This window comes from Streptomyces wedmorensis (genome assembly GCF_000716445.1).
Lineage (GTDB): Bacteria > Actinomycetota > Actinomycetes > Streptomycetales > Streptomycetaceae > Streptomyces > Streptomyces wedmorensis.
On record NZ_JNWK01000011.1, the window covers coordinates 39,811 to 51,059 of the forward strand.

At 72.6% G+C, this 11,249-nt stretch carries 11 protein-coding genes; 4 read left to right on the forward strand and 7 right to left on the reverse strand.

Going from position 1 to position 11,249, the window contains the following annotated elements; all coding sequences use genetic code 11:
* The first annotated feature begins 44 nt into the window (after nt 1-44).
* Nucleotides 45-1,127: a DUF5937 family protein gene (locus OO54_RS11725; RefSeq protein ID WP_200146739.1), complete on the forward strand. Its 1,083-nt coding sequence runs from the start codon at nt 45-47 to the stop codon at nt 1,125-1,127.
* A 30-nt stretch (nt 1,128-1,157) separates the two neighbouring features.
* Here OO54_RS11725 and OO54_RS11730 read toward each other — a convergent pair whose 3' ends face one another.
* Nucleotides 1,158-1,832: a response regulator gene (locus OO54_RS11730; RefSeq protein WP_017240041.1), complete on the reverse strand. Its 675-nt coding sequence runs from the start codon at nt 1,830-1,832 to the stop codon at nt 1,158-1,160.
* 22 nt (nt 1,833-1,854) lie between these two features.
* Nucleotides 1,855-3,057 (reverse strand): sensor histidine kinase, encoded by a 1,203-nt coding sequence (locus tag OO54_RS11735; protein ID WP_033202807.1) that lies wholly within the window; start codon nt 3,055-3,057, stop codon nt 1,855-1,857.
* A gap of 97 nt (nt 3,058-3,154) precedes the next feature.
* On the opposite strand from OO54_RS11735, the gene OO54_RS11740 reads away from it, so the two are divergent.
* Together OO54_RS11740 and OO54_RS11745 are read left to right on the forward strand one after the other, a co-directional pair.
* Nucleotides 3,155-4,159, forward strand: a complete 1,005-nt coding sequence (locus tag OO54_RS11740) for an SAM-dependent methyltransferase (protein ID WP_033202808.1) — start codon at nt 3,155-3,157, stop codon at nt 4,157-4,159.
* Nucleotides 4,160-4,252: 93 nt separating this feature from the next.
* On the forward strand, nt 4,253-5,395 hold the full coding sequence (locus OO54_RS11745) for an NADH-quinone oxidoreductase subunit D (RefSeq protein ID WP_017240043.1): 1,143 nt from the start codon (nt 4,253-4,255) through the stop codon (nt 5,393-5,395).
* A 72-nt stretch (nt 5,396-5,467) separates the two neighbouring features.
* Here the strand turns inward: OO54_RS11745 and OO54_RS11750 are convergent, their stop codons facing one another.
* The 4 genes from OO54_RS11750 to OO54_RS11765 form a co-directional block, all read right to left on the reverse strand.
* Nucleotides 5,468-6,478 (reverse strand): hypothetical protein, encoded by a 1,011-nt coding sequence (locus OO54_RS11750; protein ID WP_033202809.1) that lies wholly within the window; start codon nt 6,476-6,478, stop codon nt 5,468-5,470.
* A gap of 130 nt (nt 6,479-6,608) precedes the next feature.
* On the reverse strand, nt 6,609-7,616 hold the full coding sequence (locus tag OO54_RS11755; protein WP_033202810.1) for an ABC transporter substrate-binding protein: 1,008 nt from the start codon (nt 7,614-7,616) through the stop codon (nt 6,609-6,611).
* 14 nt (nt 7,617-7,630) lie between these two features.
* Complete coding sequence (locus tag OO54_RS11760; protein ID WP_033202811.1) at nt 7,631-8,311, reverse strand: ABC transporter permease; 681 nt, start codon at nt 8,309-8,311, stop codon at nt 7,631-7,633.
* A gap of 1 nt (nt 8,312) precedes the next feature.
* Entirely contained in the window at nt 8,313-8,999 is a 687-nt protein-coding gene (locus OO54_RS11765) for an ABC transporter permease (protein WP_033202812.1), read from the reverse strand.
* Between the two features lie 142 nt (nt 9,000-9,141).
* Between OO54_RS11765 and OO54_RS11770 the strand changes: the two genes are divergently transcribed.
* Complete coding sequence (locus tag OO54_RS11770) at nt 9,142-10,128, forward strand: ABC transporter ATP-binding protein (protein WP_033202813.1); 987 nt, start codon at nt 9,142-9,144, stop codon at nt 10,126-10,128.
* Between the two features lie 3 nt (nt 10,129-10,131).
* Here OO54_RS11770 and OO54_RS11775 read toward each other — a convergent pair whose 3' ends face one another.
* Nucleotides 10,132-11,244 carry an alpha/beta hydrolase gene (locus OO54_RS11775; protein WP_033202814.1) on the reverse strand — a complete coding sequence of 371 codons (1,113 nt, stop codon included), beginning with the start codon at nt 11,242-11,244 and terminating at the stop codon, nt 10,132-10,134.
* Nucleotides 11,245-11,249: the final 5 nt, after the last annotated feature.

The window sequence follows — 11,249 nt, forward strand, 5'->3', positions numbered from 1 at the left end:
CGGGACAGCGCCCGGGGGCGAGCCCGCACCATGGACGGGTGAGCGTGACCATCGACATCACCGGACTGCCGCACGAGCGGATCTCCTTCTGCCCCTCTCCCCTGGCGGAGCTGGGCGCGGCCCTGCACGCCCTGGCCGAGCCCGCGCACCACGCACGGCTGCACGCCTGGACGACCACGACGGCCGCCGCGCTCGAACCGGAGCTCGCGGACCGGCTGCACGAGTCCGACTTCATGTGGCGCTCCACCCGCTCCGACATCCTGCTGCCCGCCCGGCCCCGCGAGACCCTCGCCGAGGAGCTGGACGACCTCGACCGCATGGACGACGAGAGGTTCGTGAGCTCGGCCCTGGAGATCTCCTGCGCAAGCCACTACACGCACGGCGCCCCCTCGCCGCTCGTCGACGAGCGGATGCGCCGCCGCGCCCTCGACCTGGCCGCGGCGCGCGGGCCGCGGCAGTCCGCCTTCGCGGAGCGGATGCTGGCCGATCCGTCCGCCACGCGCGCGTGGGTACGGCGGCTCCTGGAGGACTGCGACGACGCGTTCTTCGCCGACACCTGGCGCCGGGTCCGGGTCCAGCTCGCCGCCGACGCCCGCCACAAGACCGAGCTGCTGCGCCACAAGGGCCTGGCCGAGGCCGTCGCCGACGCCTCCTCCGCGATGGTCCTGGAGGAGGACGAGCAGGGCTCCCGGATCGTCGTCGACAAGCTGCTCCACGGCCGAACCAGCGCCGAAGGCTCGGGCGTGACGTTTCTGCCGACCGCGTTCGGCTGGCCGCACCTGTTCGCCCTGCACGCGCCCGGCTGGCAGCCGGTCGTCCAGTACCCCGTGCCCGCCCGCGACCTCGGCGGCGCCGCGCCCGTCGAGGCGGTCAAGCTGCGCCTGGAGGCGGTCGCCCACCCCATGCGGATGAGGCTGTGCCGCAGCCTCGCCCGGGGCGCGTACACGACGAGCGAGCTCGCCGACGCGTACGGCATCACCGCCCCCGAGGTCTCCCGGCACCTCGCCGTCATGCGGAAGGCCGGTCTCCTCACCACCCAGCGCCGCGGCCGCTACGTCCTCCACCAGCTCGACGTCTCCGTCGTCGCCCGGCTCGGCAGCGACTTCCTGGAGTCGGTGCTGCGCTAGTGCCTGATCGGCCCGGCACCCCAGGAGGTGTCAGGCCGCGCCGCCGCCCGCTCGGACCAGGCCCGACTCGTACGCCAGGACCACGACCTGGACGCGGTCGCGGAGGCCCAGCTTGGTCAGGATGCGGCCGACGTGGGTCTTGACGGTGGCCTCGGAGAGGACGAGCCGGGCGGCGATCTCGCCGTTCGAGAGGCCCTGTGCGACCAGCATCATCACCTCGCGCTCCCGGTCCGTCAGCCGTTCCAGGCCCTTGTGCTCGGGCTCCTTGCCCGACGACGGCAGCATCGGCGAGAAGCGGTCCAGGAGCCGGCGGGTGGTGGACGGCGCCACCACCGCGTCGCCGCTGTGCACCGAGCGGATCGCGCCGAGCAGCTCGGCCGGCGGCACGTCCTTCAGCATGAAGCCGCTCGCGCCCGCCTTCAGCCCCGAGAACGCGTACTCGTCGAGGTCGAAGGTCGTCAGGATCAGCACCTTCGGCGCGTCCGGCTCCGAACAGATCCGCCGGGTCGTCTCCACCCCGTCCAGCTTGGGCATCCGCACGTCCATCAGGACGACGTCGACCGCCGTGGACCGCAGCACCTCCAGGGCCTCGACCCCGTCGCCCGCCTCCGCCACGACCTCCATGTCCGGCTGGGCGGCGAGCACCATGCGGAAACCGGTACGCAACAGCACCTGGTCGTCGACGAGCATCACGCGGATGGACATCAGGTCAGTTCCTTAAGGGTCGTCAGTGGGCGGACTTGAGCGGGAGCAGGGCACTGATCCGGAATCCGCCGCCCGGACGCGGGCCCGCGTCCAGCGTGCCGCCGACCATGCCGACCCGCTCCCGCATGCCGATCAGACCATGCCCCCGGCCGTCGGCGCCCCCGTCCTCGTACATCTCCTGGGGCGCTCCCCGGCCGTCGTCCTCGACGAGCAGCCCGAGGCCGTCGTCGAAGTAGACCAGCCGGACGCTGGCGCCGACGTCCGGGCCGCCGTGCTTGCGCGTGTTGGTGAGGGCCTCCTGCACGATCCGGTACGCGGTGAGCTCGACGCCGCTCGGCAGCGGGCGGGGGCTCCCCTCGATCGCGAAGTCGACGGTGAGACCGGCGCCACGGACCTGCTCGACGAGGTCCTCGATCTGCTGCACGTCGGGCTGGGGCACGTACTCCCCGGCCTCCTGGTGCTCCCCGGTCCGCAGGATGCCGAGGAGCCTGCGCATCTCGGCGAGCGCCTGCCGGCCCGTCGTGGAGATGGTCTCCAGTGCCTGCTTGGCGGTCTCCGGGGAGGAGTCCATGACATAGGCGGCGCCGTCGGCCTGCACGACCATCACCGAGACGTTGTGCGCGACGACGTCGTGCAGCTCGCGGGCGATCCGGGCACGCTCCGCGGCGACCGCGACCTTGGCCTGCGCCTCGCGCTCCTTCTCCAGGCGGGAGGCCCGCTCCTCCAGCTGCGCGAAGTAGGCGCGGCGGGTGCGGAGCGAGTCGCCAAGGACCCAGGCGAGGGCGAACGGCACGGTCATGATGACCGTGAAGAAGATCTTGGCCGCGCCGGAGTCGGTCTCCTCCATCGGCCATCTCAGCTGGGAGAGCGTGGCCGCGCAGAGGCCGCCGACGAGCGCCAGCCGGGACGCCCAGCGCGGGCCGTCGTGCGCCGCGACGGTGAAGATGATCACGAGCATGGCGAAGTCGGCCACGAACGGCACCAGGCCGAAGACGAGCTGGAAGACCCCGAGGGCTACCGCGAGCAGCAGCATCTTCTCGGGCGCGCGCCTGCGCAGCGCCACGACCAGCGAGAAGAGCACGCCGACGGCACCGGCGGCGACGGGGTGGTCGGCCGCCGGGTAGGTCGACCCCACCCACAGCAGGGAGAACCCGAGGAGGACGACGGCCCAGAAGGTGTCGACGCCCGTCGGGTGTCTGCGGAGGAAGTCGTAGAGGCGCTGCACGTCACCCAGAGTAGGGAAAGGGAGATGGTGCAGGGATCAACCGTGGGGTCGACCTTTGGCGCGGAGCCCGTACTCCCCGAGGTGGAGACTGGGGCCCGTGACGGATGAGACGTGTCAGTGGCAGGGGTGGCGGGAGGCCACGGAACGGGCGCTGTACGGCCCCGGGGGCTTCTATCTGCGACCAGAGGGACCGGCGGGGCACTTCCGCACCTCGGTGCACGCCTCCCCGCTCTTCGCGGGGGCCGTGGCCCGGTTGCTCCACGAGGTCGCGGAGGAGCTGGAATCGTCCGAGGTGGACCTGGTCGACGTGGGCGCCGGCCGCGGCGAACTGCTCACCGGGGTCCTCGCCGCGACCGCCGGCAGCGGCCTCACGGTCCGCCCGGTCGCCGTGGAGCGGGCCGGCCGGCCCGCCGGGCTCGACCCCCGGATCACATGGACGGACCGGATCCCTCCGGGCGCACGCGGACTCCTCTTCGCGAACGAGTGGCTCGACAACGTGCCGACGGACGTCGCCGAGGCCGACGCCACGGGCACCGCCCGGTACGTGGAGGTCCGCCCCGACGGCACCGAACGGCTCGGCCCTCCCGTCTCCGGCCCCGACGCCGACTGGCTCTCCCGCTGGTGGCCCCTGTCCGAACCCGGCTCCCGGGCCGAGATCGGACGCCCCCGCGACCAGGCCTGGGCGCTCGCCGTCGCCTCCCTCTCGGCCGGCCGCGCGGTCGCCGTCGACTACGCCCACCTCCACGCCGCCCGGCCCCCCTTCGGCACCCTCACCGGCTTCCGCTCGGGCCGCGAGGTCCCCCCCGTCCCCGACGGCACCTGCGACCTCACCTCCCACGTGGCCCTGGACGCCTGCGGAGCCCTGCCGGCGGCGGGCGGGGGCACGGGCCGGTTGCCGGGGGCCGAGTTGGTCACGCAGCGGGAGGCGTTGCGGCGGCTCGGGGTGTCCGGCGGGCGGCCGCCGCTCGCACTGGCCTCCACCGACCCCGCGGGATACGTGCGCGCCCTCGCCTCGGCGGGCGAGGCCGCGGAGCTCACCGCCCCCGGAGGGCTCGGCGACTTCCTCTGGCTGACGCAGCGGGTACCGGCCGCGAGCGGGTGAAACGGCGGGTCCCGGGCGAGGGCTCCGGGAATGTCCCGGTCGTCCTGTGAGCGAGGGGAACGGGCGTCGGGGACGCGAGGGATACTGGGCCGCATGACGGAGACGACGGTCGGGATCGGCGGGGCGGCGGAGAGCACCGACATGGTGCTGAACATCGGGCCGCAGCACCCTTCGACCCATGGGGTCCTCCGGCTGCGGCTCGTGCTCGACGGCGAGGTCGTGCGGGAGGCCGAGCCGGTGATCGGGTACATGCACCGGGGCGCGGAGAAGCTCTTCGAGGCGCGGGACTACCGGCAGATCATCATGCTGGCCAACCGTCACGACTGGCTCTCCGCGTTCTCCAACGAGCTCGGCGTGGTGATGGCCGTCGAACGAATGCTGGGCATGGAGGTCCCGGAGCGCGCCGTATGGACGCGGACGCTCCTCGCCGAGCTCAACCGGGTCCTCAACCACCTGATGTTCCTCGGCTCGTACCCCCTCGAACTGGGCGGCATCACGCCGGTCTTCCACGCCTTCCGGGAGCGCGAAGAGCTCCAGGCCGTGATGGAGGAGGTCTCCGGCGGCCGGATGCACTACATGTTCAACCGCGTCGGCGGCCTCAAGGAGGACCTGCCGGCCGGCTGGCTGGGACGGGCGCGGCAGGCCGTCGCGGACGTGCGGTCGCGGATGGACGTGTACGACCGGCTGGTCCTCGGCAACGAGATCTTCCGGGGCCGCACCCGCGGAATCGGCGTCCTGTCACAGGCCGCGGTGCACGCGTACGGGGTGTCGGGGCCGATCGCCCGCGCCTCCGGCGTCGACTTCGACCTGCGCCGCGACGAGCCGTACCTCGCCTACGGGGAACTCCAGGACACCCTCCGGGTCGCCGTCCGCGACGAAGGCGACTGCCTCGCCCGCTTCGAGTGCCTGCTCGACCAGACCCACAACTCCCTCGACCTCGCCGACGCCTGCCTCGACCGGATGGCCGAACTGCCGCCGGGGCCGATCAACCAGCGGCTGCCGAAGGTGCTCAAGGCGCCGGAGGGGCACACGTACGCGTGGACCGAGAACCCGCTCGGGGTCAACGGCTACTACCTCGTCTCCAAGGGCGAGAAGACCCCCTACCGGCTCAAGCTGCGCTCCGCCTCCTTCAACAACATCCAAGCGCTGGTCGAGTTGCTGCCCGGGACGCTCGTCGCCGACATGGTCGCCATCCTCGGCTCCCTCTTCTTCGTCGTCGGCGACATCGACAAGTAGCCCCCTTCGGAGCCCGCCCCCATGCGCCCGCGGGCGAAGGGCCGGCGGGGCCGCGGGGCCCCGGGCCGGGGGTTAGGAGTTGACGGCGTCGCGGAGGGTGGCTACGTCGAGTTGTTCGGTTTCGTCGTGGGCCGTGAGGTCGATGACGTGGCCGATCGCACCGGGCGGCGGCCCGACGGGGGTGAGGAAGGGCGCGGCGAGTGCCTCCTCGCCGACGACGTCGGCGAGGTCGGTGTGCTGGACGGCCTCGATGGCGGCCGCCGCCTTCTGCGTACCGAAGAAGTCGAAGCCGCCCTCGGGCCGAGGGACGGGCCGGCGGGCAGCGTAGGGGACGATCGCGCTCGCGGTGGGGACGGCGGGCAGCGCGGCGGGCGCGGCCGCGGGGAGGGCGAGGGCGGCGGCCGGGCGGGCGTGCTCGGATCCGGCGGCCGCCGCGTGCTTCCCCTGCGGCTCCTCCGTCTCGCGGGCCCGTTCGGCGAGGTCGCGGGCGCGGGCGGCCTCGGTGGTGCGGCGGGCCTGCTGTGCGGCGGCGTTGCGCGGGAGGTCGCGCAGGGCCTGGGCCGCGCGGCGGTAGGCCTCCGGGGTCGGCGTGGAGGCGGCCGGCAGGGCCTTGGCGTCGGCGGCGCCGGTGGTCTCCAGGGCGAGGACGCGCCGGCCTTCCAGGGCGCTGGCGCGCTCGGTCTCGGCGGTGGCGTACCGGCGGAGGAGGTCGGCGTGCTCGCCGCGCAGCCCGGCGAGCTCCACGCGCTTGGCGCGGAGCTTGGCGTCGAGCTTGGCGCGCAGGGCGCGGGACTCGTCCAGGTCGGACTCCAGTTCGGCGGTCCGTTCCTCGGCCTTCCACTGGTCGGCGGTGCGCGCCCGGTCGAGCTCGGCGACCCGCAGGCCGGCGCTGCGGTCCCAACTGCGCATGAGGACGGCACCGGTGACCGCGGCGGCGGCCGCGGCGGCGGCGAGCAGCCGCACGACCACCAGGTCGCCGGGCAGCCAGGCGGCCGCGGCGCACACGACCGCGGCGCCGGCGACCGCGGAGGGCGGCAGCAGCTTGTGCAGAGGCGGGGAATGGCGGTGGCGTCCACGTGGCATGGCCTGAAATTTACCGTGCGTAGGCGCCATGTGGGGTCTCGGCCCGGCAATCTCTTGGCCACTTCTCGCCACCAGAAGTGGATATCAACCGTTCCGGTTCCGTTTCGGGTCGACTCCCCTCACCCGTGGACTACTTGTCGACCAGCCCCTTCTCCACCAGATAGGCCTTGGCGACGTCCTCCGGCTTCGCCCGCTCGGCGTCCACCTTGCGGTTCAGTTCGGCGAGATCCGCTGTGGTCAGCACCTTGGTGAGCCGGTCGAGTGCGGCGGCTATGTCCGGAGAACCGGCGTCCTTCGCGTTGACCACGGGCAGCACGTTGTCGGCGTTCTGCAGCTTCTTGTCGTCGGTGAGGAAGACGAGGCCGTAGGCGTCGATCGTGGCGTCCGTGGTGGTGGTCAGGACCAGCTGGTCCACGCCGTCCTTGACCGCCTGCTTGGCCTGCGGGGTGCCGACGCCCTTGGGGTCGATCCCGGTCACCTCGATCCCGTAGGCCTTCTTCAGACCTGGCGCGCAGAACGGCCGTACCGCGCATTCGTCGCCGGCCGCGATCTTCACCTTCAGCTTGGCGCGACCGAGATCGGAAAGGGTCTTCAACTTGTTCTTCTCGGCGAATTCCTTGGTCACCGCGAAGGCGTTCTGATCGACGGCGTCGCCGACCGCGAGCACCTTCAGACCGCGCGGTTCCGCGAGCTTCCGCAGCGCCTCGACCGTCGCCGTCGCGTCACCGGATGCGACCGGCTTCTCCTCGGGCGCCTTCGGCCCGTTCACCTTCGCGTTGAGGAATTCCGCGATCGTCGCCGCGTATTCCGGTACGACGTCGATCTCGCCCTTCTCCAGGGAGGGCTCGTACAGTTCGCGGTTCTTCACGGTCGTGATGGACACCGAGTACCCGGCGGCCTCCAGCGACTGGGCGTACAGCTCGGCCAGCACCTTGGCCTCGGTGAACGCCGCCGCACCGACGACCAGCGAGCCCTTGTCCTTCGTGCTCGCGCCGCCGGCGGAGCCCCCCGAGCCTCCGTCGCCCTTCTTGCTGCCCTCCAGGCTGTCGCCGCCGCAGGCGGCGAGGGCGACGGTCAGCGCCGCCGTACCGAGCACCGCACCCGCGATACGCGAGATCCTGTTCACGGAATCACCCATCTCAGATCGTTCGTTCAGCCGTCGAGTCGTCGCGCCCGCGCGGGTCCCGCGAGCAGTCGGTCCGCGCCCGCCAGCACGCCTTCCACGAGGAGCGCGAGCAGGGCCACGAGCACGGCGCCCGCGACCACCTGCGCGGTGTCGTACGTGGCGAAGCCGGCCGTGATGATCCGGCCCAGACCGCCCTGGCCGACCATCGCCGCGACCGTCGCCGTGGCCACCACCTGCACCGCGGCCGAGCGCACCCCGGTCATCACCACCGGCCGGGCCAGCGGGAGTTCGACCCGCCAGAAGAGCTGACCGCCGGTCATCCCCATGCCCCGCGCGGCCCGCACGGCGGCCCGGTCCACCTCCCGCATCCCCACGTACGCGTTGGTGAGGAGCGGGGGCATCGCGAACAGCACCAGGGCCACGACGGTCGGCACGTACCCGGCGTTGCGCAGGGGGGACACCATGAACAGGGCGAGCACCGCGAAGACGGGGACCGCCCGCCCCACGTTGGACACGTTCACCGCGAGCGTCCCGCCCCGGCCGAGGTGGCCGAGCCAGAGCCCCAGCGGCAGCGCGACCGCCGCCGCGATCAGGAGCGCCGCCCCGCTCACGTACACGTGCTCGGCGAGGCGCTGCCCGATGCCGTCCTCGCCGGTCCAGTGCGCGCCGGTGGTGAGCCAGGCCCAGGCATCCGTCACGACCCCCACCTCACTCACCTCCCGGCGCGGTCCGTATCCGGGCCCACGGCGTGAGCAGCCGCTGGAGGCCCAGGAGAAGCAGGTCGGCGGTGACGGCGAGCAGCACGCACAGCACGGAGGCGGCGAGCATCTGCGCCTTGAAGAAGGTCGGCAGCGCGTCCTCGATGAGGTTGCCGAGGCCGCCGCGGCCGACGACCGAGCCGATCGTGGTCAGCGCGATCGTGGAGACCGTCGCCATCCGTATGCCGGCCATCAGCACCGGCAGCGCCAGCGGGAGTTCGACCTCCCAGAGCAGCCGCCACGAGCCGTATCCCATGCCCCGGGCGGCCTCCCGCGTCTCGGCGGGCACCGCGGCGAGCCCCGCCAGCGTGTTCCGCACGAGGATCGTCAGGGCGTACAGCACGAGGCCGGTCACCACGAGCGCGGCGGAGAGCCCGAAGAGGGGCAGCAGCAGCGAGAACATCGCGAGCGACGGCACCGTGTAGAGCAGGGTGGTCAGGCCGAGGACCGGACCGGCGAACCGGGGCCTGGCCCGCACGAGCAGCGCGAGGGGGACCGAGACGGCGAGGGCGATCAGCACGGACGCAGCCGTGATTCCCACATGCTGGAGCAGAGCATCCGTCAACTCCGCGCTGCGCGTGCGCAGATACTCCCCGCAGATCCAGTCGTTCGTGACCAGACAGTTCGGTGCGCTCATCGTCCCTCCCCCGGGCCGCCCACCCTCCCGAACGCTTGTCTGACGACCCTAACCCCCGCCACCGACAATCACCGGAACCCGCCACAATGCGGCAACACGCCCTTCACACACCCCCTGCGCCCAGGGGCCAGAATGGGGAACCATGATCCGGTTCGAGCACGTGACCAAGCGGTACGCCGACGGCACCACGGCCGTCGACGACCTCTCCTTCGAGGTCGCCGAGGGCGAACTCGTCACCCTGGTCGGGCCGTCCGGCTGCGGCAAGACGACCACGATGATGATGGTGAACCGGCTCGTCGAGCCGACCTCCGGCCGCGTCCTCGTCGACGGCGAGGACGTCGCCGGCGTCGACCCCGTCGCCCTGCGGCGCAAGATCGGCTACGTCATCCAGCAGGTCGGCCTCTTCCCCCACCGCACGGTCCTCGACAACACGGCGACCGTCCCCGCCCTCCTCGGCTGGAAGAAGACCGCCGCACGCGCGCGTGCCGCCGAACTCCTCGACCTCGTCGGCCTCGACCCGGCCACGTACGGCTCCCGCTACCCCGCCCAGCTCTCCGGCGGACAGCGCCAGCGCGTGGGCGTCGCCCGCGCCCTCGCCGCCGACCCGCCCGTCCTCCTCATGGACGAGCCCTTCGGCGCCGTCGACCCCGTCGTCCGCGAGCGCCTCCAGAACGAGTTCCTCGCCCTCCAGGCCACCGTCCGCAAGACCGTCCTCCTCGTCACCCACGACATCGAGGAGGCCGTCCGCATGGGCGACCGCATGGCCGTCTACGGGCAAGGCCGCATCGAGCAGTTCGACGCCCCCGCCACCGTCCTCGGCTCCCCCGCCACCCCGTACGTCGCGGACTTCGTCGGCAGCGACCGCGGCCTCAAGCGGCTCGCCGTCACCCCCGTCACCGAGGCCGACCTCGACATCTGGGAGGGAAGCCGCGAAGGGTACGTCGGAGGCCCCGAGGAATACGAGGACGGCACCCATGTGCCCCTCGGGACCTCCCTCAAGGACGCCCTCGCCGTGCTCCTCCAGCACGACACCGGCCGCCTCGCGGTCACCGGCGCCGACGGGCGGCCGCTCGGCGTCCTCACCCCGGCCGGCGTCCACCGCGCCCTGCGCCGGGCCACGCCGGAGTGAGCGTCAGTTCGCGCTGAGCTTCCCGCTCATCCAGACGAGCCCCGGCGGGATCTCCCTGTTCCACGTGTTGAAGTTGTGGCCGCCGCTCTCCAGCGTGATCGAGGAGACCTTCGCCGGGCTCTTCACCTTGCCCACGAACTCCCGCGTCGCCTTCAGGTTGTCCTCGCCCCGCTTCGACGTCGTCACCAGGAACGACGACCGCCCCTGCGGCAGGTGGTCCAGGCTCCACAGCAGGTCCGACCGCCTGCGCAGCCGCTCGTCGCCGTGGAACAGGTCACCCGTCGTCACGTCCTCCGCCGCCCGGTAGTACGCCGAGAACCCGGCCCCCGCCGCGAACCGGTCCGGATGGCGCAGCGCGATCTTCAGGGCGCAGTAGCCCCCGGTCGAGTTCCCCATGAAGCCCCAGTTCCGCGGCTTCGTCCCCACCCGGTACGACTCCGAGACCGCCCTCGGCAGGTCCTCCGCGAAGAACGTCTCCGTCTTCGGGCCCCCGGGCACGTCCACGCACTCGGTGTCCCGCGGCGGCGCCACCGTCGGGCGCAGCATCACGAGGATCATCGGCTGCATCCGCCCCTCCTTCGCCTGGAGGTACGCCGTCCTCGGGTACTTCAGCCCCTTGATCAGGTTCTCCGCCGTGCCCGGGTACCCCGTGAGCACCACCGCCGCCGGGAACGTCCGCCGCGCGTACTGCTCCTGGAAGTACTCCGGAGGCAGGTACACGTACGCCGACGACACGATCCCCGACCGGTCCCCCGCTACGACGACCTTCTGTATCCGGCCGCCGACCGCGGGACGGCCACCACCCGGCACGTCGAGCGCCTGCGTGCCCACCACCCGCAGGTCCTTCGATCCCGCCGCGTGGTCGACGACCACCCCCATGTCCTGCTCCTGCCCGAACAGGTCGGCCCAGGAACCGTAGAAGAGGAACGACCGGTTCGCCGCGAGACCCACGGCCGCGAACAGCGTCACCTGCGTCAGCAGGAGCAGCCCCACCCGGCCCACGACGCTCCGCCACCCGCCGCGCGCGAGCCGCGGCCACAGCAGCACCGTGGCCGCGAACAGCACCACGGCCAGCACCACTGCCGACCAGAGGACCTTGTCGCTGGTGAGACCCATGAGAC

Coding starts and splice junctions, on each gene's coding strand:
- OO54_RS11750 (WP_033202809.1), bottom strand. CDS start 6,478: ATGCCACGTGGACGCCACCGCCATTCCCCGCCTCTGCACAAGCTGCTG.
- OO54_RS11765 (WP_033202812.1), bottom strand. CDS start 8,999: ATGAGCGCACCGAACTGTCTGGTCACGAACGACTGGATCTGCGGGGAG.
- OO54_RS11745 (WP_017240043.1), top strand. CDS start 4,253: ATGACGGAGACGACGGTCGGGATCGGCGGGGCGGCGGAGAGCACCGAC.
- OO54_RS11755 (WP_033202810.1), bottom strand. CDS start 7,616: ATGGGTGATTCCGTGAACAGGATCTCGCGTATCGCGGGTGCGGTGCTC.
- OO54_RS11770 (WP_033202813.1), top strand. CDS start 9,142: ATGATCCGGTTCGAGCACGTGACCAAGCGGTACGCCGACGGCACCACG.
- OO54_RS11730 (WP_017240041.1), bottom strand. CDS start 1,832: ATGTCCATCCGCGTGATGCTCGTCGACGACCAGGTGCTGTTGCGTACC.
- OO54_RS11775 (WP_033202814.1), bottom strand. CDS start 11,244: ATGGGTCTCACCAGCGACAAGGTCCTCTGGTCGGCAGTGGTGCTGGCC.